The organism is Tabrizicola flagellatus (assembly GCF_046295235.1).
GTDB lineage: Bacteria > Pseudomonadota > Alphaproteobacteria > Rhodobacterales > Rhodobacteraceae > Tabrizicola > Tabrizicola flagellata_A.
This window is the reverse complement of the sequence record NZ_JBKBLV010000002.1, coordinates 92065-115307: the sequence shown is the minus strand read 5'-3', so window position 1 is coordinate 115307 and position 23243 is coordinate 92065. Positions and strand designations below refer to the sequence as shown.

Genomic DNA, 23243 nt, shown 5'->3' with positions numbered 1-23243 from the left:
TTAGGCGCTGACCGTCGCCCCGTCAACCACAATCCGGCGCAGGCCCGCCGCAAGCCCGCGGTCTTCCGCGTCCAGCGGGCCGGTCGCCCAGGGTCGAAAGCGCAACCGGAAGGCCGTAAGCAGGACGTCCGGCGCGGCCTCCGGATAACCGAAGGCGCGAAGATCGGCCAGAAAGCCCGCCATCTCCGCCGCAGAGCCTCCCTCCCCCCCCGTGGGGGAGGGATGGGGTGGGGGGGCATCCGGGCCAGGGGGTTCGGGCCAGACCGACAGACCCTGCAACGCCAGCCGCCGCCAGTCGAACCGGGGCCCCGGGTCCCCCTTGCGCTCGGGCGCCATGTCGCTGTGGCCGATCACCGCCTGCGGCGGCAGTCCGTGGCGCTTCAGCACAGCGGCCAGCAGACCCTCCAGTGCCCGCATCTGCGGCTCGGCGAAGGGCCGATTGCCCGGGTTGGCCAGTTCGATCCCGATCGACCGCGAGTTCACGTCCCCCTCGCCCGCCCAGGCCCCCGCACCGGCATGCCAGGCGCGAAGGGCCTCGTCCACCAGCGCATGCAGAGTGCCGTCCTCGTCGATCAGGTAATGCGCCGAGACCTCGGTCGCAGGGTCGCACAGCCGCTCAAGCGCCTCGGCACAGCTGGCCATGGCGGTATAGTGCAGCACCACCAGTTCGACCCGCCTGCCCCGCCGGTCCCCGAAATTCGGCGACGGCAGCGTCAGGCTCACTGCAACGCGGTGCGGAACGGGCGCGGATCCCAGGCGCAGGCAAAGCCGTCACCGTCGGGATCGACGCCCATCCGGTCGCGCTCCGGCCCGCCCTTGGCCAGGAATTCCTGTTGCGCCTTGTCGGACGAGGGATACTTGGCGCAGGCCGCGTTCACGTCGCGGACCCCGAGGCCGGACCGCTTGTACATCTGCACGCCCGGCGCATGCTTGGTCGCCAGCGCGAACTCCACGATGTTCGGGCCGGTATCGCCCGGACGGGTCGGCAGGTCCTTCGGCTGCACAACGACATATTCGGCGCGGTTCCGCGCGATCCGCTCGGCGTCGCTCTCGATGGTCTCCCGCGCCGCGACCGCGCCGAAATCCTGTTCGTCCGAGATGCCGGCGTGGCTCGCGACCTCGCCCGATTCCACCTTGATTCCGGCCGGCGGCCCGCCGCGCGGACGGGACGAGCTGTCAGCCAGGGCGGGCGCTGCCGCCGGGGCCACCGGCGCGGCGGCAAGCGGCGCCGATGCGACGGGGGCGACACCCTGCGCGCGGTCAATCGCCGCTGCGGCGGCGGCCGGGTCGAAGTCTCCGCCCGGCGGCGGCACGGTGACGGGGGCGCCGACCGGGCCCGGGGCGGCACCGCGAACATAGCTGTTGTAGTCCTGGAATCCGACACCCGACCCGGTTTCGGTCGTCGTCGGGGTGCAGGCGGCCAGCATCAGCGCAGCAGATGTTACGCCAGCGGCGGAAAGAAAGGTTCGGCTCATTACTGCCTCGACGGGTGCATTTCGGCGCCCATTACCACCATTTTTCCGGCTTGGCCACAAAGCCCGCCCGCGATTCCAACACATGTGCGTAATTCAGCAACTGCGCTTCCTCCCAGGGGCGGCCGATCAGCTGCAAGCCCAGCGGCAAGCCCTGCACGTCCAGACCGACCGGCACCGCCACGCCAGGAAGCCCCGCAAGGTTCACCGTGACGGTAAAGACATCGTTCAGATACATCTGCACCGGATCGGCATCCGCCATCTCGCCCAGGCCGAAGGCCGCGCTCGGCGTGGCCGGGGTCAGGATCGCATCCACGCCTTCCGCGAACACCACCTCGAAGTCGCGCTTGATCAGCGCCCGCACCTTCCGCGCGCGGTTGTAATAGGCGTCGTAGAACCCGGCCGAGAGGACATAGGTGCCAACCATCACCCGGCGCTGCACTTCCGGCCCGAAGCCCTCGGCCCGGGTCTTTTCGTACATCTCCGTGATTCCGTCGCCCGCCGCCAGCTTTGCCCGGTGGCCATAGCGCACCCCGTCATAGCGGGCGAGGTTCGATGACGCCTCGGCCGGCGCGATCACATAGTAAGCGGGCAGCGCGTATTTCGTATGCGGCAGGCTGATGTCGCGCACCTCGGCGCCCGCATCCTTCATCATCTCGATGCCGCGCGCCCAGAGCGCCTCGATCTCCGCCGGCATGCCGTCCATCCGGTATTCCTTCGGGATGCCGATGACCTTGCCGCGGATGTCCCCGGTCAGCGCCGCCTCGAAATCCGGCACCGGAATGTCGGCGCTGGTCGAATCCTTCGGGTCATGCCCCGCCATCGCCTGCAACATGATCGCCGCATCGCGCACCGATTTCGTCATTGGCCCGGCCTGATCCAGCGACGAGGCAAAGGCCACGATCCCCCAGCGGCTGACCCGGCCATAGGTCGGCTTGATCCCGACGATCCCGGTGAAGGCCGCCGGCTGCCGGATCGACCCGCCCGTGTCCGTGCCCGTGGCGCCCAGACACAGGTCCGCCGCCACCGCCGCCGCCGAGCCGCCCGAGGATCCGCCCGGCGTCAGAAGCCGGTCATCCACCTTCCACGGATTCACCGCATTGCCATAGCAGCTCGTCTCGTTGCTGGAGCCCATGGCGAATTCGTCCATGTTCAGCTTGCCCAGCATCACCGCGCCGGCCTCGAACAGCTTCGACGTGACCGTGGATTCATACTCGGGCCGGAACCCCTTCAGGATGTTGGACGCCGCCTGGCTCGGCACGCCCTTCGTGCAGAACAGGTCCTTGATCCCCAGCGGAATCCCGCACATCGAGGGCGCATCTCCCGCCTTCAGCCGCGCATCCGCCGCCCGCGCCTGTTCCAGCGCGATCTCGGGCGTCTTGTGGACGAACGCATTCAGCCCGTCGCCCGCATCTATCGCCGTCAGGCAGGACATGGTCAGATCGACCGCCGAAATCTCGCCCTTGCGCAACGCATCCCGCGCCGCCGCGATGGTCCAGGTATTGCTCATTCCACCACCTTCGGCACGGCAAAGAACCCCTCGCGCGCATCCGGCGCGTTCTTCAGCACCTGCGCCTGGATGTTCCCATCCGTGACCACATCCTTCCGCCGCTTCAGCCGCATCGGCGTGACGCTGACCATGGGCTCGACACCCGTCACGTCCACCTCGTTCAACTGCTCCATGAAACCCAGGATGCCCGAAAGCTTCTCCGCCAGCGCGGGCAGATCGCCTTCCTCCACCCGGATGCGCGCCAGCTTGGCCACCTTGCGCGCGGTGTCGATGTCAATGGCCATGGGGCCCCTCCAACGGTTTGGCCCCGTTTAGCCGGGGGACTGGGCCTTCGCAAGCATGTGACGCCGATAGACCTCGATCATCCAGCCCAGCATCAGCGCGTTCAGGAGATGCCACAGGAAATGCGTGCCCAGCGGCAGGGCCTCGCAGACCGGCCCGTCCAGCGTGCGGAAGGTCAGGCTGACGATCAGGATCGCCGCCCCCACCGCCAGCCCCCGCCCCGTCTTCCTCCCCGTCTCGGGCCCCACCCGGCCAACGGCCCAGGCATAGGCCAGGATCAGGGGCGGGATCGGCGCATAGGCGGCCGAAGACCCCAGCGGCAACAGCGCCCCGAGCACCGCCCCGGCGCCCGCGGCATAGGGCAGGAACCCGGCCACCGCGATCCAGGGCCACCAGCCGCGCCGACCCAGCAGGTCGCGGGTCGCCGCATGCAGGTAAAGCAGGATGAAGCCCAGGATCGGCAGCACGTCCATCAGCGCGGTCAGGCGGTTGGCATGGGTATGGAACAACCACGACCCCAGCCCGATCACCCCCAGCACCCCGCACATCGCCCGCGCCAGCGGCAACCCCGCCGTCCGCCGCCACATGATCAGGGCCGCGACCAGGAAGGCCACGTTCGTCAGCGCGTTCACCGGCTCGGCCCAGTAGGCGGCCGAGGTCCGCTCGCAGTAGGCGTCGATAGGCTGGAACATGGTTGTCATCTCTCCGTCAGCCCTAGATGATAGCGCCGGTCGGGATCGTCATCCCGAAAGACCAGAAGGAGAGACCCATGCAGATCACCTGGCTCGGCCATTCAGGCTTCCGCATCGAGATCGAAGAGGCCGTCCTGCTGATCGACCCTTGGCTCACCGGCAACCCGGTTTTCCCCGCCGGAAAGGAGGACGAGGCCGTCGCCGGGAGCACCCATATCCTCTTGACCCACGCCCATGGCGACCACGCCTCCGACGCCGCGCGTCTGGCGCGCAAGCTGGGGGTCAAGGTCCATTGTATCCACGAGGTCTCGGAATGGCTGAACGCCCAGGGCGGCGTCGAAACCGTGGGCTTCGGCAAGGGTGGCACGCTGACGCTGAACGGCGCGAAGGTGACGATGGTCAACGCCGTCCACTCCGCCTCGATCGACTTTGCCGGCAAGGGCCTTCTGCCCGCGGGCTCGGCCGCCGGGTTCATGATCGCGGGCGAGGGGCACACGATCTATGTCTCGGGCGATACCGACATCATGGCCGACATGGCCTGGATGGCCGAATACCACCAGCCCGACATCGGCATCCTGTCCTGCGGCGGGCACTACACGATGGACATGGACCGCGCCGCCTGGGCCGCGCGCAAGTATTTCAACTTCCGCTGGGTGATCCCCTGCCACTACAAGACCTTCCCGATCCTCGCCCAGGATGCCTCTGCGCTGCGGGCGGGGCTGCCCCCGGGGATCGAGGTGATCGAACACGATGTTCTGGACCCGATCGCATTCTGAGCCGGCGGTCCCGACATGGTTTACGGATGCCTGACGTCCGCGCCCATGTCTTTGGAATCATTGCGATTTGCCGGAATGTCCAGCGCGGTCACTGACCGCGCCGTCCGGCAAAGAACCTCTTCAGCAGCGCCTCGGCCTCCGCCGCCCCGATCCCGTCATAGACCTCGGGGACGTGGTGGCACTGGGGATGGCTGAACACCCGCGCCCCCACCGCCACGCCCCCAGACTTCGGGTCCGCCGCCCCGAAATAGAGCCGCCCGATCCGCGCCGCCGAGATCGCGGCGGCACACATCGGGCAGGGCTCGAGCGTGACGTAGAGATCGCAGCCGACCAGCCTTTCCGAGCCCAGCACACCGCAGGCCGCGCGGATCGCCAGCATCTCCGCATGGGCGGTGGGATCGGCCAGTTCCCGCGTCCGGTTTCCCGCCCGCGCCACCACCGCCCCGTCCCGAACCACAACCGCACCCACCGGCACCTCGCCCCTGGCCGCAGCCGCCCGCGCCTCCTCCAGCGCCAGGTCCATGAACGACCGGAACCCTTCGCGTTGCTCTTTCATCTGTCCTCAAATATCCTCGGGGGTCCGGGGGTGGAAAACCCCCGGGGCTGGCCACCCCGCGCCCAAGGATCATCGTGATGGCGCCGAAAGACAAGCAGCCCCCTGCGACAGACACCCCCGAGGGCGAGCGCATCGCCAAGGTCCTGTCCCGCGCCGGCATCGCCTCGCGCCGCGAGGCGGAGCGGCTGATCGAACTGGGCGAGGTCAAGGTCAACGGCCGCGTCATCACCTCCCCCGCGCTGAACGTGACCGCAAAGGACAAGATTACCGTGCGGGGAGAACCCGTGGGCCAGCCCGAACCGCCCCGCCTCTGGCTCTACTACAAGCCCGAGGGCCTCGTGACCTCGGCCGCCGACGAGAAGGGCCGCGACACCGTCTTCGACCACCTGCCCGAGGACATGCCCCGCGTCATGTCGGTCGGCCGGCTCGACCTCAATTCCGAGGGCCTCCTGCTCCTGACCAATGACGGCGAACTCAAGCGGCGCCTCGAACTCCCCTCGACCGGCTGGCTGCGGAAATACCGGGTGCGGGTCAAGGGCAACCCCACCGACCCGGACCTGGAACCGCTGCGCAAGGGCGTGACCATCGACGGCGAGAAATTCCAGCCGATGGATGTCAGGCTCGACCGCCACCAGGGCGCCAACGCCTGGCTGACCGTGGGACTGCGCGAGGGCAAGAACCGCGAGATCCGCCGCGCGATGTCCCATATCGGCCTGACGGTGAACCGGCTGATCCGAATCTCCTACGGCCCCTTCCGCCTGAACGAGCTGAAGCCGGGCGAGGTCGAGGAGGTCAAGCCCCGCATCCTGCGCGACCAGCTGGGGCTTGGCGAGGACAGCGCACCGGCAAAGCCGGCAGGAAAGGCGGCGACCCGACCCGCGGTCAAGCCGGCCCCGAAGGCGTCCGCAAGACCAGCCGCGAAACCGACGCGAAGCCCTGCCCCGGATACGGCCGCAAAGCCGACGAAGCTCAGGCTGAAGCCGGGCGAAGGACTGCACCAGCTGTCCGATGCCTGGGCCGAAGCGACCCGCCCGCCGGCCCGCAAGTCCACCGACCGACCTGCGGGCGGCCGACCTGTCCGGACCGGCGGACCGCGCCCCGGTGGGCCGCGCAAGGCGTGACCGGCCCGCGACATAGTGGAACTGCGGGGAGAATTGATGCCGATTTCCCCCCGGCAATGCTGGCATGGCACCAACTCCTCGGCTAAGGTCGAAAGGGTCGCAATTGCAGGAGGTCACGCAATGTCGGGAACCGGTCTCCGGAACCTCTCGCTGGTGCTTCTGGTGATGCTGATTGCCTATGTCGCCTGGTCCGGGGGCGCATGATGGCCGAGCGTTTCGGCGGCAAGTATTCGCCCCAGTCCAGCCGTCCCCCTGCGCAGTCCTCTGCCCCGGCCGACATCCGGCCAAAGGGTGGCTGGCGGACATCCATCCTGTTCCTGACCGCCTTCCTGTTCCTGTTCCCCGCCTTCGGAGACGGTCCGCGCGAGATGTTGATGGGCCTGGCCGCCGGCGGCCTCCTTATCCTTTCCGCCTCGCTCACGCGCGAGGGGCAACGGGCCGAGGCCGCCTACGACGCCCGCAAGATCGCCCGCCGCCCGGCCTTCCCGCGCAAGCTCGCGGGCGCGGTTCTGACCGGGGCGGCGCTGCTTGTCGGTGGGCTGATCGCGGACCACGGGATCGTCTATCCGCTGCTCTTCGCGCTTGTCGGCGCAGGCCTGCATCTAGGGGCCTTCGGGCTGGACCCGATGGCCGACAAGGGGATGGAGGGCGTCGACGCCTTCCAGACCGGCCGTGTGGCAAAGGCGGTGGAAGAAGGCGAACGGCACCTGGCGGCGATGAAGGACGCGATCCTGCGCGCGGGCGACCGGGGCCTGGAGCGGCGGGTGGACCAGTTCGCCGCGACCGCACGTGGCCTGTTTCGCACCATCGAATCCGACCCGGGCGACCTGACGGCCGCGCGCAAGTACCTGTCGGTCTATCTGATGGGCGCGCGGGACGCGACGGTGAAGTTCGCCGACCATTACGCGCGCAGCCGCGATGCCGCAGCGCGCACGGATTACGAGACGCTCTTGTCCGATCTCGAAACGACCTTCGCAGAAAAGTCGAAGACCTTCCTTACGAACAGTCGCAGCGACCTGGACGTCGAGATCGCCGTCCTGCGCGACCGACTCAAGCTTGACCATTGACCTGAAGGGAAAATCCGATGTCCGAATCCGTCCAAGCCGATGCCCAGGCGCTTCTGACCGAGGTCGAGAAGGTGACCGCCGTCATCCTGCCCGAACCCATGGCCGAGGTCGTGCCGCTGGAAGAGGCCCCCGCGCCCCAGGCCGAAGCGATCCGCAAGCGCATGGCCGAGGTGGACCTGACCAGCACTCAGTCGATCATCTCCTTCGGCTCCTCGGCCCAGGCCGAGCTTCAGGTCATCAGCCAGGCGATGTTGCAGGATGTAAAGAACAAGGATGTGGGCCCTGCGGGCGACTCCCTGCGCAAGATCGTCACCACCATCCGCGGCTTTGCCACTGATGAACTGGACCTCCGCCGCGAGGCCAGCTGGTGGGAACGCCTTTTGGGCCGCGCCGCGCCCTTCGCCGAGTTCGTCGCCAAGTACGAGGAAGTCCAGGGCCAGATTGACCGGATCACCAGCGAACTCCTGACCCACGAGCATACCCTGCTCAAGGATATCAAGAGCCTGGATATCCTCTATGACAAGACGCTGACCTTCTACAACGAACTCGCCCTGTACATCGCGGCGGGCGAGGCCAAACTGGCCGAGACCGACAGCGTCACGATTCCGGCGAAAGAGGCTGAGGTCGCCGCCGCGCCCGAGGCGGATCAGGTGATGAAGGCGCAAGAACTGCGCGACCTGCGCGCCGCGCGCGACGACCTGGAACGGCGGGTGCATGACCTGCGGCTGACGCGGCAGGTGACGATGCAGTCGCTGCCCTCGATCCGGCTGGTGCAGGAAAATGACAAGTCGCTGGTCACCAAGATCAACTCGACGCTGGTGAACACTGTGCCCCTGTGGGAAACCCAGCTGGCTCAGGCGGTGACGATCCAGCGTTCCAAGGAGGCGGCCGAGGCGGTACGCGACGCCAACGACCTGACGAACGAACTCCTGAAGTCGAACGCCGAGAACCTGCAACAGGCGAACAAGGTCGTGCGCGAGGAAATGGAGCGCGGTGTCTTTGACATCGAGACGGTCCGCGAGGCCAATGCGACGCTGATCGCCACGATCAATGAAAGCCTCGCCATCGCCGACGAGGGCAAGGCGCGGCGCGCGGCGGCCGAAGCCGAACTGGTGAAGATGGAGGCGGAACTGCGCGACACCCTGGCGGCGGCAAAGGCACGCCAGATCACGCCGCGGGCTTCGGCCTGAGGCCAGGCGCGACGGAATGGCACGCGGAAGAACAGTCAGATCGCTTGTGACCGGCGCCGCGTGCCTTGCCTTGGCGGGCTGCATTGCCTCGGCGCCCGGGAACGGCCCCCTGCCGCCCGTGCCGGAACCTCCGGCGCAACCGCTTCCGCCCACGCCGAAAAGCGCGGCCGCCATCGCCTATTACGCCCAGGTGCAGCAATCGCTTCTGTCCCAGGGCATGATGCGCACCGATCCCGGCACCGACATACCCTTCACCGACCGGATGCTGGCCGAGAACTTCATGCGCATCGCGCTCTTCGACGAATACCGCCGGGACGCGGGCGGGTTCGTGCGGGCAGAGACCGAAAGCAGCCTGCGGCGCTGGGAAATCCCGATCCGCATCGGCCTGCGCTTCGGCGCCACGGTTCCACCCGATCGGCAATCCACCGACCGGGCGCGCGTCGCCAGTTTCGCCGCGCGCCTGTCGCGGATCACCGGCCATCCGATCTCGGTCGACGACCGCGCGCCGAACTTCCTGATCCACTTCGTCTCGGAAGACGAACGCGAGGCGCTGGGGCCCGTGATCCGCGCCGCCCTCCCGGGGCTCGGCCCGGCCGAGGTCGCCGGAATCACCGCCATGCCGCGCTCCACCTACTGCCTCGTCTATGCGCTGGCCGACAGCCGGACGGGCGCCTATACCCGCGCCTTCGCAGTGATCCGCGCCGAACATCCCGACCTGTTGCGCCTCTCATGCCTGCACGAGGAACTGACGCAGGGCCTTGGCCTGCCGAACGATTCCCCCCGCGCGCGGCCCTCGATCTTCAACGACGACGAGGAATTCGCGCTCTTGACCGATCACGACGAGCTTCTCCTGCGCATCCTCTACAGCCCCGAGCTTCGCCCCGGCATGTCCGCGGCCGAGGCCCGCCCCATCGTCAATTCCCTTGCGCGCCGGCTGACCGGCGGCGACAGTTGATCCAGAAACGGAGGGTCCCATGGTCTTCGATTTCCTCAAGGGCGAATTCATCGACGTCATCTCCTGGCTGGATGACACGCGCGACACGATGGTCTGGCGGTTCGACCGGCGCGGCCAGGCGATCAAGTATGGCGCCAAGCTGACGGTGCGCGAAGGGCAGGCGGCGGTCTTCATCCACGAAGGCCAGCTGGCCGACGTGTTCGGCCCCGGCCTCTACATGCTGGAAACCAACAACCTGCCGATCCTGACCACGCTCCAGCACTGGGACCACGGGTTCCAGTCGCCCTTCAAGTCCGAGATCTATTTCGTCAACACCACGCGCTTCAACGACCTGAAATGGGGCACCAAGAACCCGATCATGGCGCGCGACCCCGAATTCGGCCCGGTTCGGCTGCGCGCCTTCGGCACCTATTCGATGCGCGTGACCGACCCCGGCAAGTTCATGACCGAGATCGTTGGCACCGACGGCGAGTTCACCGCCGACGAGATCAGCTTCCAGATCCGCAACATCATCGTGCAGGACGCCTCGCAGGTGCTGGCCAAGTCCGGCATCCCGGTCCTCGACATGGCGGCGAACCTGAAGGACCTCGGCAAGATCATCGCCAATGCGATCACGCCGCAGGTCGCCGAATACGGGCTGTCGATCCCGGAATTCTACATCGAGAACATCAGCCTGCCGGAAGAGGTGGAAAAGGCGCTGGACAAGCGCACCTCGATGGGCGTGGTGGGCGACCTCAACCGCTACATGCAGTTCAACGCGGCCGAAGGCATGTCTCAGCCGGGCAGCGCCATGGGTTCCGCCATGGGCGCCGGGATGGGCATGGGCATGGGCGCCGAGATGGCGAGGAACATGGGGCCCTGGGGCGCGCAGCAGCCCGGCGCGGCCGCCGCACCGCCTCCTCCTCCTCCGCCGCCGCCCGCGGGCAAGCAATGGCATCTGGCGGTCGATGGCGCGACCTCCGGCCCCTTTGGCGAAGGCGACCTCGCGCGCATGGCTTCCGAGGGTCGGCTTGGCCGAGCGACCATGGTCTGGACCCCCGGCCAGGACGGCTGGAAGATGGCCGCCGAGACCGAGCTTGCCCACCTTCTGGACCAGGTTCCGCCCCCGCCGCCGAAACCCTGATTTCCCATGCCGCAGGACGAATACCGCTGGCCCTGCTCGCAGTGCGGCGCCCAGTTGCGCTATGCGCCGGGCCAGACGCATCTGGTCTGCGCCCACTGCGGCCATGAACAGGACATCCCGGCCGAGCCGCCCCGCAGTCGCGCGCGCGCGTTGCAGGAACTGGACCTCGCCCGGGGCCTGCGCAACGATCTCTCCGGCGCCGACATGGTCGAGGTGCGCACCACCTCCTGCCCAAGCTGCGGCGCCAAGGTCGAGGTCACGGGCGCGACCCATGCCACCTCCTGCCCGTTCTGCGACACGCCGGTCGTGCTGGATACCGGGACCGAACGCCACATCAAGCCGCAGGCGCTGGTGCCTTTCGTTCTCAGCGAGTCCGAGGCGCGGCAACGGATGATCGCCTGGATGGGCAGCCTCTGGTTCGCGCCCGGCACGCTTCTGGAATATGCCCGCAAGGGCCGCGCGCTGACCGGGATCTATGTGCCCTTCTGGACCTTCGACGCTGCGACCGCCAGCCGCTACACCGGCGAACGCGGCGAATACTATTACGAAACGCGGACCGTGCAGGTCCGCGTCAACGGCCGGATGGAGACGCGGCAGGAACAGGTCCGCCGCACGCGCTGGTATCCCGCCTCGGGCCGCGTGGCGCGGGACTTCGACGACATGCTGGTCATGGCCTCGCGCAGCCTGCCGAAGAGGCTGGGCGACGAGCTGACCCCCTGGGACCTCGGCGCGCTGGTGCCCTATGCGCCGGACTATCTCGCGGGCTTCCAGGCCGAGGGCTACACCGTGCCCCTGGCCGAGGGCCACAGCGAGGCGCGCGGCCGGATGGAGAACGTGATCCGCAGCGACGTGCGCCGCGACATCGGCGGCGACGAACAGCGCATCCACCAGATCGAGACCCGCTGGTCGGACGAGACCTTCAAGCAAATCCTTCTGCCGGTCTGGATGGCGGCCTACAAGTACAACGGGAAAAGCTACCGCTTCCTCGTCAACGGCCAGACCGGAGAGGTGCAGGGCGAACGCCCCTGGTCGGTCTGGAAGATCGCCTTCGCGGTGCTGGTGGTGGCAGCGCTGGCGCTGGGCGCGGTCTATCTGTCGGACCCGCAGGCCTTCGGGCTGCCGGAACCGGACTGGATGAACTGAGCCCTATTCCTTGTCGCGCTGGAAGAACAGCATGTAGCCCGCATAGGCGCCGGCGGCCAGGAACATCACGCCCCAGAACGGCGCCTGCATCCAGACGAACTCGACCACGCCCCAGGCCAACGGCAGGATCACCACCAGCCAGCGCACCCAGGCGTGGCGGAAGAACGGGTCGTTCGGATCAAGAAATTTCATGGCCCTTGGCCCCCCGTTCATGGCATCCTGACTGGGTCAAGGGAGGACGACATGCCCCAGATTGTCAAGGATTTCCAAGGACAAACCGTCATCACCACCTTCGAGACCACCCCGGCCATGGCCTTCGACCTGGCCGAGGCGCTGGAAGCCGCCTACCGCGACTGCATCAGCCGCCAGCCCGGCTTCATCGCGGCAGGACTGCACATGAACGACGCCCGGACGCGCATCTGCAACTATTCCCAGTGGCGCTCGCGCGAGGATTACCAGGCCATGCTGCGCACCCCGGAGATGCGCGAGAGGAACCGCCGGATCAACGAGCTCTGCCGCGGGTTCGAGCCGGTGATGTACGAGGTGACGGGCGTGTTCTGACGCCCCTACCGCCCCTTCCAGACCGGATCGCGCTTTTCGGCAAAGGCGCGGGCGCCCTCCAGCTGGTCCTCGCTGGAATACAGCCGGTCAACCGTGGCGAACTGCCGCTTGGTGATCCGGTTCAGCGCGTCCTGAAACCGCATGTCCTCGGCCTCGCGCACTATCTCCTTGATCGCCGCATAGACCAGCGGCGGGCCGCTTTCCAGAAGCCGCGCCAGATCCCAGGCCTTCGCCAATAGGTCCTCGGGCGCGCAGATTTCCTTGATGAGACCCCAGCGATGCGCCTCCTCGGCATCGAACCAGCGCCCCGTCAGCAGAAGGTCCATGGCGACGTGATAGGGGATGCGCTTTGGCAGCTTGATGCTGGCGGCATCGGCGACCGTGCCCGACCGGATTTCGGGAAGGGCGAAGGTGGCATTCGTCGAACACAGGATCAGGTCCGCCGACAGCGCCAGTTCCAGCCCGCCGCCGCAGCAGATGCCCTGCACCGCCGCAATAACAGGCTTGTTGAGGTTCGGCAGTTCCTGCAGGCCCCCGAAGCCGCCGACGCCATAGTCGCCGTCCACGGCATCGCCATCCGCCGCGGCCTTCAGATCCCAGCCGGGGCAGAAGAACTTCTCGCCCGCCGCGCGCAGGATGCAGACGCGCAAGCTGTCATCGTCGCGGAAGTCGCGGAACACCAGCCCCATGATCCGGCTGGTCTTGAGGTCGATCGCATTGGCCTTGGGCCGGTCGAGCGTGACCTCCAGGATGGCGCCCTCGCGCCGGGTCAGGATCGGACCCTCGGTTCGCATCTGCATCTCGGCCATCACACCCTCCTGACCAAAGCATCCACCGCCACGGCGCCCTGTTCGCGCACCATGACCGGATTGATCTCGATTTCCTCAAGGCTGTCGTCCGCCAGCATCACCGCGCCAAGCCGAACGGCGATCTCGGCGACCGCCCGCATGTCGGCCCTGGGCCGGCCCCGATAGCCGTCGAGCAGCGGCCAGAGCCGCAACCCCTTCGCCGCCTCCAGCACCTGCGCCTCGGTCACCGGCAGGACGAGCGTCACCGTGTCGGCCAGGACCTCGGCCGTCACTCCCCCCATCCCCAGCGTCAGCGTCACCCCATAGACCGGGTCGCGGCGCAGGCCGAGCAGGATTTCGGCCACCGCCCCTGTCACCATCTCCTCGACAAGATACCCGGTTGCCCCCGGCATGTCTGCCTGCCCCTCCAGCGAGGTGAGCCCCAGCCGCACCGCCCCGGCCTCGGTCTTGTGCGCAAAGCCAAGGCCTTTCAAGACGTAGGGGGCGGCGAAACGCACCTTTGCGGCGACTTCGGCGATCGTCGCCCCGGTCGCCGACCCCGGCACCGCGACACCTGCCCCGGACAGCAGCGCCTTGCCCTCCGCCTCCGTCAGCATCCGCGTCTCGCGCAGGGACAGCGCAGCCACCGGCCGCCAGCCCTCCACCCCCGGCGGGGTCTGCGCCGCCCTGACCGCCGCCAGCGCCGTCTCCAGCCCCAACAGAGCGCAGACGCCCTCCGCCATCATCGCCTGCACGCGCCCCTCGCCGAAGTTTTCGGCCATCGAGGCGACAGGGAAGGCAGGTTTGCCGGTGGCCTTCTGCGCCGCGATGATCGCCCGGAAGGCCGGATCATAGCCAGAAGGATTGCAGCGGTCGGCGCGCGGGCTGTCGATGATGTAGAGCCCCGCGTCATAGGCGTCGAGCATGGCGCTGAAGACCTCGGTGGTCTTCGGCCCGTCGCCCCAGATGAAGGTGTGGTAATCCAGGGGGTTACTGATCGTCGGGATCTCGCCCAGCACGGCGAACAGCCGGTCGTGCGTGGCCGCCGGCACCGGCGGGAAGTCCAGCCCGAACGGCGCCGCCAGGTCCGCCACCAGCCCCGCCTCGCCCCCCGAACAGGACAGCGAACAGATCCGCGTCCCGATCTGCGGCCCGTGGACGTGGAAGATCTTCAGCGTCTCGATAAGTTCCGAAGGCGTGTTGACCTCTGCCACCCCGATCTGCCGCAGGAAGGCCGAGGACGCCGCCCCTCCGCCCGCAAGCGAAGCCGTGTGCGAAGCCGCAGCCGTCCGCGACAATTCGGTCTTCCCCGACTTGATCGCCACCACACCCTTGCCCATCGCGCGCGCCTTCTCGGCCAGCGCGGCGAAGGCGGGGGCATCGTCGATCCCCTCGATATACAGCCCGACGGCGGTGACGCGCGGATCGTCCAGCAGCGCCCCGGTCAGCTCGGCCAGGCCCACCACGGCGGCATTGCCCAGGCAGGCGACATAGGCCACCGGCAGCCCGCGCTGCTGCATGCCCATATTGATGACGATGTTCGACGACTGGCTGACCAGCGCCACACCCTTTTCCACCCGGACGCCGCCATGCTGGTCCGGCCAGAGAAGCGCGCCGTCTAGGTAGTTTATGACGCCGTAACAGTTCGGACCCAGGATCGGCATGTCCCCCGCCGCAGCGACCAGCCGGTCCTGCAACCCGGGCTCGCCCGCCTCGGTCCAGCCCGAGGCGAAACAGATCGCGCCCCCCGCCCCCATCGCGGCAAGCTCGGCCACCACGTCAAGTGTGGCAAAGCGGTTGACGCCGATGAAGGTGGCATCGGGGGCCTCGGGCAGGTCGGCAAGGCTCGGATAGGCCTTGAGGCCCCCGATTTCCGCCTTGGTCGGATGCACCGGCCGGACCGGCCCCTGGAACCCCATCTTGCGGCACTGCTCGATCACGTTCAGCGCCCAGCCGGCGCCCAGGACGGCGATGTGGCGCGGGCGGAGCAGGCGGTCGAGGCGGCTCATGCGCGGCCTCGCCTTGCGGCATCAAGCGCCGGGGGCCAGCCCCCGGACCCCCGGGATATTTGAGAACAGAAGAAAGAGCCAAAGACAGCAACGCCTCGCCCGGCCTTACCGGACGAGGCGCCTTCTCCCGTTACGGTCATCGGCGTCCCCGCCTGTACCGTGACCCAACTGTGGCGAGTCGAGGTTAACATTTCGTTGCTTCTTCTGTTCCCAAATATCCCACGGGGAGCGCGAGGGGTGTGAAACCCCTCGCTCCGACGCTTCAGCCCCCGACCGCCCGCAACAGTTCGCGGCTGATGATGTGCCGCTGGATTTCCGAGGTGCCTTCCCAGATCCGCTCCACCCGGGCATCGCGCCAGATCCGTTCCAGCGGCAGTTCGTCCATCAGCCCCATGCCACCGTGAATCTGGATGGCCTCGTCGGCGATATGGGCCAGGACCTCGGTCGCCTTGAGCTTCGCCATCGACATGTCCGCCTCGGTCACCGTGCCCTGGTCGTATTTCCAGGCAGCCTCGCGCGTGAGCAGTTCCGCCGCCTTAAGCTCCATCGCCATGTCCGCGAGCTTGAAGCTGATCCCCTGGAACTTGCCGATCTGCTGGCCGAACTGCTTCCGTTCCGCCGCATAGGAAATCGCATGGCCCAGCGCCCGCTCGGCCCGCCCCAGGCAGGTCGAGGCCACCTGCAGGCGCGTCGCGCCGAGCCAGGAGTTCGCCACCTCGAAGCCTTTGTGCACCTCGCCCAGCACGTTGGCCGCCGGCACCCGGCAATCGTCGAATTCGAGGACCGCGTTGGTGTAGCCGCGGTGGCTGACGTTGCGATAGCCCTCGCGCACCGTGAAGCCGGGCGTGCCCTTGTCCACGAAAAACGCCGTGATCAACTTCTTCGGCCCGCGCGGGGTCCGTTCCTCGCCCGACGCCATGAAGACGATGGCGAAACCGGCCAGATCGGCATGGCTGATGAAATGCTTCGTCCCATTCAGCACCCAGTCGCCGCCCTCCTCCCGGGCCGAGGCCTTCATCCCCCGCAGGTCTGATCCCGCGCCGGGTTCGGTCATTGCGAGGCAATCCCAGGTCTCGCCCCGGATGCAGGGCATCAGATAACGCTCGCGCTGGTCGGCATTGCCGGCCAGCAGGATGTTCGAGGGCCGCGCCACGCAGGTCCAGTGCAGCGCATAGTTCGCGCGGCCCAGTTCCTTTTCGTAGAGAAGCCAGGACAGGGTATCGAGCCCCGCTCCGCCCACCTCGACCGGCATGTTGGCGGCATAAAGCCCCGCCGCCATGGCCTTCTGCTGGATCTCCCGGATCAGCTCCAGCGGCAGGTGGCCGCTGCGTTCGACCATCTGCTCGTGCGGGTAAAGCTCGGTCTCCACGAAGGCGCGCGTGGTGTCGACGATCATCCGCTGTTCTTCGGTAAGGCCGAAATCCATCGCGCTACTCCTTCTTCTGGTTCTTCTGGCCGACGGCGCGGCCGGCGCCCTCGGGCAGGGGCAGGCCGGCATGGGCGTCGGCGATAGCCTTGAGGTTCCGCCAGACTTCGGGCGCCGCCGGCACGGTCTTGCCCGCCTTCATGTCGACGTGCAGGCACAGCTGTTCGACCGTCGCCACGCAGGTTTGACCGCGCTTGATCCAGACAAAGCTGCGGAACCGCTTTTCGTCGGCCGAAATGATCTGCAGCTCGCCGCGCAGCTGGTCGCCCAGCTTCGCTTCGCCCAGATGGCGGATATGGGTTTCGGCGGTATAGTAGCTGTGCCCTGCCGCCACGTAGTCCATCCCCGCGCCGATCAGCCGCAGGAAGTTGTCGACCGTCTCGGAGCAGGCGAAGAGATAGCGGCTTTCGGTCATGTGGCCGTTGTAGTCGATCCAGCCCGGCAGGACCTGGCCCTGCCACATGACCAAGGCCGCGGGTTTCGCGCCGGTGTCGAGGCCCTTCTGCATCTCGGCGTTGAAGGCCGCCGCGCGGCGTTCGTCGTGCTCTTTCAGCACCTTGCCCGCGCCCCAGTTCCGCTCCTTCAGCGCGCGCAGGAAGCCAACCAGGTTCCGGTCGCGGATGCGTTCGAGTTCGCGGATGCCATACATCCCGGACTGCGCGTCGGACTGGCTGGCCACCAGGTCCACGAGTTCGTCGTTGAACTCGGGCACGTCCATGAGCTTCGTCCAGGGCCATTTCAGCGCCGGGCCGAACTGGGCCATGAAATGCCGCATCCCGGCCTCGCCCCCGGCGATGCGGTAGGTCTCGAACAGGCCCATCTGCCCCCAGCGCAGGCCAAAGCCCATGCGGATCGCCTCGTCGATCTCCTCGGTCGTGGCGATGCCGTCCTTCAGCATCCACAAGGCCTCGCGCCAGACGGCCTCCAGAAAGCGGTTGCCGATGAAGGCGTCGATCTCGTGCCGGATCACCAGCGGGAACATCCCGATGTCCTTCATGATCTGCACGGTCTTCTCGACCACCTCGGGCGGGTTGGCAGCAGAGCCGGAGATTTCGGAAAGCGGAAGCAGATAGACCGGGTTGAACGGATGCGCGACGATGATGTTTTCCGGCGCAACGCTCGATTTCTGCAAGTCGCTGGCCTTGAATCCGCTCGTAGACGAGCCGATCAGCACGCCAGGGTTCGATTGTTGCAACTGAGCATAGACCTTGTGCTTCAGCTCGATCCGCTCGCTGACCGACTCCTGCACGTATTCCGCGCCCTCGACCGCCTCGCCGATGGTGCCGTGGAAGGTGAGCTTGCCTTCGGGCGGCATGGGCACGTCCGACAGGGCCGGCAGCGCCGCCCGCGCGTTCGCCAGCACGGCGGCGATCTTGCGTTCCGCCTCGGGGTCGGGGTCGAAGACGCCCACGTCCCAGCCGTTCAACAGGAACCGCGCGGCCCAGCCGCCGCCGATGACCCCACCCCCGATGATTGCCGCCTTGCGCACCATGTCAGTCCTCTCCCGGCCCCCGCCTCGAGGGCTTCCCTTTCATACTGGCCCAGATATCCCCGCCCGAGGCACAGGTTCCCCCGGGCGCCGCCGGCCACCCTACTTCGCCACCGGCGCCCGCTTTTCCAGCTTGAGTTTCGCCCGCACCTCGGCCGGGGTGATGACCCGCGCGCCCATGTTCTCGATGATCGTCGCCGCGCGTTCGACCAGCTGGGCGTTGGTCGCCAGGACCCCCTTCTCCAGCCAGAGGTTGTCCTCCAGCCCCACACGGACGTTCCCGCCGGCAAGGGTCGCGGCGGCGACATAGGCCATCTCGTTGCGGCCAAGGCCGAAGGCGCTGAAATGCCAGCCCTGGGGCACGTTGTTCACCATCGCCATGAAGGTGTTCAGGTCATCCGGCGCGCCCCACGGCACGCCCATGCACAGCTGCACCAGCACCGGCTCGGGGATCACGCCTTCCGACACCAGCTGCTTTGCCAGCCACAGATGCCCGGTGTCGAAGGCCTCGATCTCGATGCGCGCGCCCGCCGCCGTCATCCGCCGGGCCATGTCGCGCAGCATGCCCGGCGTGTTGACCATCACATAGTCGGCCTCGGCAAAGTTCATCGTGCCGCAGTCCAGCGTGCAGATCTCGGGCCGACACTCGACGATATGGGCCACCCGCTCCTCGGCCCCGCACATGTCCGAGATGGCTGCCATCTCTGTCATCTTCTCGGTGCCGTCGAAATACATGTCGCCGCCCATGCCCGCGGTCAGGTTCAGCACCACGTCGGTATCCGAATCCCGGATGCGCTCCGTCACCTCGCGGTAGTATTCCAGCTTGCGGCTGGGCTTGCCCGTCTCGGGGTCGCGCACATGGCAATGCACCACCGCCGCGCCCGCCTTTGCCGCAGCGATCGCGCTGTCGGCGATCTGCTTGGGGGACCGTGGCACATGGGGCGAGCGGTCCTGCGTCCCGCCCGAGCCGGTGACGGCGCAGGTGATGAAGACTTCCTTGTTCATGTTCAGCGGCATCGCGGACCTCCCCTTGGCTTTATGCCACCATAGCCCGCTTGCCGCCGCACGCTTTGCACTTTACGAAATCTGTATGACGGAAAATGCCATCTTCCAGCCTTCGGACCAGCCGCTGACCATCGCGCTCCTCGTCCTGCCGCAAGCCTCGATCCTGGAGGTCGCCTCGGCCCTCGACCCCCTTCGCAACGCCAACCGGCACCTCGGGCATGAAGCCTACCGCTGGCGCGTCGTCTCGCCCGACGGGGCGCCGGTGCCGCTGACCTGCGGGATCGAACTGCCGTCCTCGGGTCCCCTCTCGCATGCCGCGGGCGCCGAGGCGCTGATCGTCGTCGCGGGCTACCGGCTGGCCGAGGTGGCGACGCGCCTGCTGATCCGCGACCTGCGCCGCATCGCGCCGCGCTTTCGCCTGGTCGGCGCCATCGACGCGGGCCCCTGGGTGCTGGCCCGGGCCGGTCTCCTCGACGGCCACCGCGCCACGGTGCACTGGGAGGACCTCGAGGACCTTGCCGCCGCGCATCCCGACATCGACGTCGTCCCCGACCGCTTCGTCATCGACGGCAACCGTGCGACGATCTCGGGCGCGGCCCCGGCCCAGGACTTCATGCTGCACCTGATCCGCAGCCGCCACGGCGCCGCACTTGCCCGTCAGGTCGCCGCCAGTTTCCTTGCAACCCACCACCCCGGCCACGAACCCCAGACCACTCCCCAGGACCCTTCCCTCGACCCCCGCGTAGCTCAGGCACTCGCACGGATGGAGGCCCGCATCGACACCCCCGAAGCCGCCTCCGCCACCGCGAAGGCTGTGGGCCTGTCCCCGCGCCGTCTTGAGTCCCTCTTCAAGTCGGCCCTCGGCACCACCCCGGCCGCCCATGCGCTCGACCTGCGCCTCCAGGCGGCGCGGCGGATGCTCACCGACACCCGCCACCCCGTCGCCGAGGTCGCGCTGCGCACCGGCTTTTCCAGCCCCTCGACCCTGTCGCGCGCCTTCCGGGCCCGGTTCGGCCAGTCGCCGGGCAGCCTGCGCCGCTGACCCCGGCCCTTCATCTGTCCACAGATATCCCGGGGGGCGCGGGGGGCCGGTCCCCCGTCTCAGGCCGCGTCCAGAAGCCCCCGGCCCTTCAACAGCGCCTCGACCCCCGGCATCCGGCCGCGGAACTTCAGATACAGCGCCTCGGCCTCCTCCGACCCGCCGGCCGAGAGGATGAAGCGCTCAAGCCGCGCGGCGGTGGCCGGATCGAAGGGATCGCCCGCCTCCTCGAAGGCCGCGAAGGCGTCGGCATCCATCACCTCGGACCACATGTAGCTGTAGTAGCCGCTGGAATAGCCGTCGCCGCTGAAGACATGCGCGAAATGCGGCGTCGCGTGGCGCATGCGGATCGCGCGGGGCATGCCCAGCGCCTCCAGCACCTCGGCCTGGCGCTGCATCGGGTCGGCGGGCGGCTGGCCGGTGTGGAACTCGAGGTCCACCATGGCCGAACTGACGAATTCCACCGTGGCAAAGCCCTGGTCATAGGTGCCCGCGTCCAGCAGCCGCTTCAACATGTCGGCGGGCATCGGCTCGCCGGTCTCATGGTGCCGCGCATGGGCTTCCAGCACCTGCGGCACCTCCAGCCAGTGTTCGTAAAGCTGGCTCGGCAGTTCCACGAAGTCGCGCGCCACGGATGTCCCGCTGATGAAGCCGTAGGTCACGTCCGACAGCATCTGGTGCAGCGCATGGCCGAATTCGTGGAACAGGGTCCGCGCATCGTCATAGGACAGAAGCGCCGGGTCGCCCTTGGCGAAGTTGCAGACGTTCACGACGATCGGCCGCTGGTCCCCGCCCAGTTTCCGCTGCGACCGCATCGCCGAACACCAGGCGCCCGAGCGTTTCGATCCCCGCGCGAAATAGTCGCCGAGGAAGACCGCCACATGCGCGCCGTTCCGCATGACCTCCCAGCCCCGCACGTCCGGGTGGTAGAAGGACCCTTCGATCTCGCGGAACTCCAGCCCGAAAAGCCGCGTCGCGCAGTCGAACATCGCCCCCAGCATCGCCTCCAGCGACAGGTAAGGCTTCAGCGCCGCCTCATCCAAGTCATGCTCGGCCTTGCGCCGCTTCTCGGAATAGTAGCGCCAGTCCCAGGGTTCCAGCGGCCCCGCGAAGCCGTCCGCATGCAGCATCGCCTCCAGCACCGCGGCGTCGGCCAGCGCCTTGGCCCGGGCCGGCGCCCAGACCCGCAGCAACAGGTCGCGCACCGCATCGGGCGTCTTGGCCATCTCGGGCTCCAGCTTGTAGGCCGCAAAGTCCGCGTACCCCAACAACTGCGCCCGTTCATGGCGCAGCGCGAGGATTTCGGCCGCGATCCCCCGGTTGTCCGTCGCCCCCCCGTTGGCCCCGCGCGCCACCCAGGCCTCATAGGCCTTCTGCCGCAAGGCGCGGTTGGGCGAGAACTGCAGGACCGGCACGATGAGCGAGCGGTTCAGCGTCACCACCGGCCCCAGCCCCTTCTCCGCCCCCGCCGCCCGCGCCGCCTCCTGAACAAAGCCGGGCAAGGCGGCCAGATCGGCCTCGGACAGTTCCATGTGCCACGCCCGCTCGTCGGCCAGCAGGTTCTGGCTGAACTGCGTGCCCAGCACCGCAAGCCGCGCCTTCACCTCCGTCAGCCGCTCGGCCGCGGCCCCTTCCAGCGCCGCGCCGCTTCGCACGAACATCTGCCGGTACAGGTCCAGCACGCGCCGCTGTTCCGCCGTCAGCCCCAGCCCCCCGCGCGCCTGCCAGAGCGCCTCGATCTTCGCCCAGAGCGCCTTGTTGTTCGTCACCTCGGACGAAAACGCCGACATCTTCGGCGCGAGCTCCCGCATCAGCGCTTCGCGCGCCTCGGTCGAATCCGCGCCCGCGAGGTTGTAGAACACCCCCGCCACCCGGTCGAGATCGCCCTCGGCCAGTTCCAGCGCCTCGATCACCTCGGCAAAGCCCGTCCCCGGGCCCTCCGCAATCGCGGATATGGCCGCCCGTGCCCGCGCCAGCGCCTCGTCGAAAGCCGGCCCGAAATCCTCGTCCCGGATCGCGGCAAAGGGCGGCAGGCCGAAGGGGGTCTCCCATTTCTCCAGAAGCACGTTCATCCCGGTTCTCCTTTTCCCGGCAGGCTAGGCCCGGACCAGGCGAAGGTCCAGCCTTGCCCATTCCCGAAATACTCCCGCCGGAGGCTGCCCGAGCCGGTTGTGCCGCAGGCACAGAGGCGAGAGAAAAGGCTTGCGCCCGCAAGGGCGCGCAATTCGTCAGCCGTCCCGCCCGCGCATCCGCATCCGCGCCTCGAACCTGCGCAACAGCAGCGACAGGCCGATGGTCATGACCAGGTAGAGGAAGGCCGCGACGTTGTAGGTCTCGAAATAGCGGAAGTTCCCGGCTGCCGTCACCTTTGCCAGCTGCGCCACATCCGACACGCCCAGCACGGCGACCAGAGAACTGTCTTTCACCATTGCAACAAAATCATTGCCCAGAGGCGGCAGGATCAGCCGGATCGCTTGAGGAAATCGAACATGCCGGAACCTCTGCCAGCCGCTCAGCCCCAGGGATTGCGCCGCCTCGATCTGGCCCTTGTCCACCGCCTGCAACCCGGCGCGGAAGATCTCGGCAAGGAAGGCCGAATAGGCCAGCATCAGCGCCACCACCGCCCGCCACAAGAGCGGCACGTCCCGCGTGCGCAGCAGGTCCTCGCCCGCCAGCGCGTTCACCCCGGCCACCACCCCCGGCACCAGAACGAAGGCGACATACAGCAGCAACACCACGATCGGCACGCCCCGCATCACCTCGATGTAGAGCCGCGCGATCTGCCGCACGACCAGGAACCGCGACATCCCCATGACCGCGAGTCCGAGGCCCATCGCGCAGGCCCCCAGATAGGCCACGACCGCCACCGTCAACGTGACCGCCAGCCCCTTCGACAGCACCCGCAGCGCCGAGGCATAGACCGGATCGGCCAGCATCTCGTACAAAAGCCAGAGGCCGGTGACGCACAGGATCACCAGCCACCAGGGAAAGTCCTTGTCGGGGTCCGCGTTCGGGGCCATCGGATCGCCCCCGGCCCGC

General features: G+C 67.9%; 23 protein-coding genes. 9 read left to right on the top strand and 14 right to left on the bottom strand.

The window, feature by feature from the left end:
• The 5 genes from ACK4IU_RS01370 to ACK4IU_RS01350 are packed head-to-tail and all read right to left on the bottom strand — an operon-like array spanning window position 1 to window position 3965.
• Complete coding sequence (locus ACK4IU_RS01370; RefSeq protein WP_409730880.1) at window positions 1-723, bottom strand: N-acetylmuramoyl-L-alanine amidase; 723 nt, start codon at window positions 721-723, stop codon at window positions 1-3.
• Window positions 720-1475: a hypothetical protein gene (locus tag ACK4IU_RS01365; protein WP_409730878.1), complete on the bottom strand. Its 756-nt coding sequence runs from the start codon at window positions 1473-1475 to the stop codon at window positions 720-722. Before ACK4IU_RS01365 ends, ACK4IU_RS01370 begins: the two co-directional genes overlap by 4 nt.
• A 31-nt stretch (window positions 1476-1506) precedes the next feature.
• Window positions 1507-2982 (bottom strand): Asp-tRNA(Asn)/Glu-tRNA(Gln) amidotransferase subunit GatA, encoded by a 1476-nt coding sequence (gene gatA / locus ACK4IU_RS01360; protein WP_409730876.1) that lies wholly within the window; start codon window positions 2980-2982, stop codon window positions 1507-1509.
• Entirely contained in the window at window positions 2979-3266 is a 288-nt protein-coding gene (gatC, locus tag ACK4IU_RS01355) for an Asp-tRNA(Asn)/Glu-tRNA(Gln) amidotransferase subunit GatC (protein ID WP_409730874.1), read from the bottom strand. The genes gatA and gatC overlap by 4 nt, the downstream gene beginning before the upstream one ends.
• Window positions 3267-3293: 27 nt before the next feature.
• Complete coding sequence (locus tag ACK4IU_RS01350; RefSeq protein WP_409730872.1) at window positions 3294-3965, bottom strand: ceramidase domain-containing protein; 672 nt, start codon at window positions 3963-3965, stop codon at window positions 3294-3296.
• 68 nt (window positions 3966-4033) lie between these two features.
• Here ACK4IU_RS01350 and ACK4IU_RS01345 point away from each other — a divergent pair, with 68 nt between their 5' ends.
• Window positions 4034-4732, top strand: a complete 699-nt coding sequence (locus tag ACK4IU_RS01345; protein ID WP_409730871.1) for a metal-dependent hydrolase — start codon at window positions 4034-4036, stop codon at window positions 4730-4732.
• 88 nt (window positions 4733-4820) lie between these two features.
• On the opposite strand, the gene ACK4IU_RS01340 is transcribed toward ACK4IU_RS01345, so the two are convergent.
• Window positions 4821-5288, bottom strand: coding sequence for a nucleoside deaminase (locus ACK4IU_RS01340; protein ID WP_409730869.1), 468 nt, complete (start codon window positions 5286-5288; stop codon window positions 4821-4823).
• Window positions 5289-5365: 77 nt separating this feature from the next.
• On the opposite strand from ACK4IU_RS01340, the gene ACK4IU_RS01335 reads away from it, so the two are divergent.
• From ACK4IU_RS01335 to ACK4IU_RS01310, 6 genes are all read left to right on the top strand, one after another.
• Window positions 5366-6409, top strand: a complete 1044-nt coding sequence (locus ACK4IU_RS01335; protein WP_409730867.1) for a pseudouridine synthase — start codon at window positions 5366-5368, stop codon at window positions 6407-6409.
• 203 nt (window positions 6410-6612) lie between these two features.
• Entirely contained in the window at window positions 6613-7476 is an 864-nt protein-coding gene (locus ACK4IU_RS01330) for a 5-bromo-4-chloroindolyl phosphate hydrolysis family protein (RefSeq protein ID WP_409730865.1), read from the top strand.
• Window positions 7477-7493: 17 nt separating this feature from the next.
• Window positions 7494-8666 carry a toxic anion resistance protein gene (locus ACK4IU_RS01325; RefSeq protein WP_409730863.1) on the top strand — a complete coding sequence of 391 codons (1173 nt, stop codon included), beginning with the start codon at window positions 7494-7496 and terminating at the stop codon, window positions 8664-8666.
• A 16-nt stretch (window positions 8667-8682) separates the two neighbouring features.
• Complete coding sequence (locus ACK4IU_RS01320) at window positions 8683-9621, top strand: DUF2927 domain-containing protein (protein ID WP_409730861.1); 939 nt, start codon at window positions 8683-8685, stop codon at window positions 9619-9621.
• A gap of 19 nt (window positions 9622-9640) precedes the next feature.
• Window positions 9641-10744 (top strand): SPFH domain-containing protein, encoded by a 1104-nt coding sequence (locus tag ACK4IU_RS01315; protein WP_409730859.1) that lies wholly within the window; start codon window positions 9641-9643, stop codon window positions 10742-10744.
• A 6-nt stretch (window positions 10745-10750) separates the two neighbouring features.
• Complete coding sequence (locus ACK4IU_RS01310) at window positions 10751-11887, top strand: primosomal protein N' (replication factor Y) - superfamily II helicase (protein WP_409730857.1); 1137 nt, start codon at window positions 10751-10753, stop codon at window positions 11885-11887.
• Between the two features lie 3 nt (window positions 11888-11890).
• Here the strand turns inward: ACK4IU_RS01310 and ACK4IU_RS01305 are convergent, their stop codons facing one another.
• Window positions 11891-12079 carry a hypothetical protein gene (locus ACK4IU_RS01305; RefSeq protein WP_149588267.1) on the bottom strand — a complete coding sequence of 63 codons (189 nt, stop codon included), beginning with the start codon at window positions 12077-12079 and terminating at the stop codon, window positions 11891-11893.
• 51 nt (window positions 12080-12130) lie between these two features.
• Here ACK4IU_RS01305 and ACK4IU_RS01300 point away from each other — a divergent pair, with 51 nt between their 5' ends.
• Window positions 12131-12448 carry an antibiotic biosynthesis monooxygenase family protein gene (locus tag ACK4IU_RS01300; protein WP_149588268.1) on the top strand — a complete coding sequence of 106 codons (318 nt, stop codon included), beginning with the start codon at window positions 12131-12133 and terminating at the stop codon, window positions 12446-12448.
• A 5-nt stretch (window positions 12449-12453) separates the two neighbouring features.
• Here ACK4IU_RS01300 and ACK4IU_RS01295 read toward each other — a convergent pair whose 3' ends face one another.
• From ACK4IU_RS01295 to ACK4IU_RS01275, 5 genes are all read right to left on the bottom strand, one after another.
• Complete coding sequence (locus tag ACK4IU_RS01295; RefSeq protein ID WP_409730854.1) at window positions 12454-13257, bottom strand: carnitinyl-CoA dehydratase; 804 nt, start codon at window positions 13255-13257, stop codon at window positions 12454-12456.
• On the bottom strand, window positions 13257-15245 hold the full coding sequence (locus ACK4IU_RS01290) for an acetate--CoA ligase family protein (protein WP_409730853.1): 1989 nt from the start codon (window positions 15243-15245) through the stop codon (window positions 13257-13259). Before ACK4IU_RS01290 ends, ACK4IU_RS01295 begins: the two co-directional genes overlap by 1 nt.
• 262 nt (window positions 15246-15507) lie before the next feature.
• Window positions 15508-16671, bottom strand: coding sequence for an acyl-CoA dehydrogenase family protein (locus ACK4IU_RS01285; protein ID WP_409730851.1), 1164 nt, complete (start codon window positions 16669-16671; stop codon window positions 15508-15510).
• 4 nt (window positions 16672-16675) lie between these two features.
• Window positions 16676-18163: a carnitine 3-dehydrogenase gene (locus ACK4IU_RS01280; RefSeq protein ID WP_409730850.1), complete on the bottom strand. Its 1488-nt coding sequence runs from the start codon at window positions 18161-18163 to the stop codon at window positions 16676-16678.
• A 99-nt stretch (window positions 18164-18262) separates the two neighbouring features.
• Window positions 18263-19177, bottom strand: a complete 915-nt coding sequence (locus ACK4IU_RS01275; protein ID WP_409730848.1) for a 3-keto-5-aminohexanoate cleavage protein — start codon at window positions 19175-19177, stop codon at window positions 18263-18265.
• 73 nt (window positions 19178-19250) lie between these two features.
• Between ACK4IU_RS01275 and ACK4IU_RS01270 the strand changes: the two genes are divergently transcribed.
• Window positions 19251-20207 (top strand): GlxA family transcriptional regulator, encoded by a 957-nt coding sequence (locus ACK4IU_RS01270; protein ID WP_409730846.1) that lies wholly within the window; start codon window positions 19251-19253, stop codon window positions 20205-20207.
• 59 nt (window positions 20208-20266) lie between these two features.
• Here the strand turns inward: ACK4IU_RS01270 and ACK4IU_RS01265 are convergent, their stop codons facing one another.
• The gene (locus ACK4IU_RS01265; protein ID WP_409730845.1) at window positions 20267-22276 is read right to left on the bottom strand and encodes a M3 family metallopeptidase; all 2010 of its coding nucleotides are present in this window, start codon (window positions 22274-22276) and stop codon (window positions 20267-20269) included.
• 156 nt (window positions 22277-22432) lie between these two features.
• Window positions 22433-23224: an amino acid ABC transporter permease gene (locus ACK4IU_RS01260; RefSeq protein WP_409730843.1), complete on the bottom strand. Its 792-nt coding sequence runs from the start codon at window positions 23222-23224 to the stop codon at window positions 22433-22435.
• Between the last annotated feature and the right edge of the window lie 19 nt (window positions 23225-23243).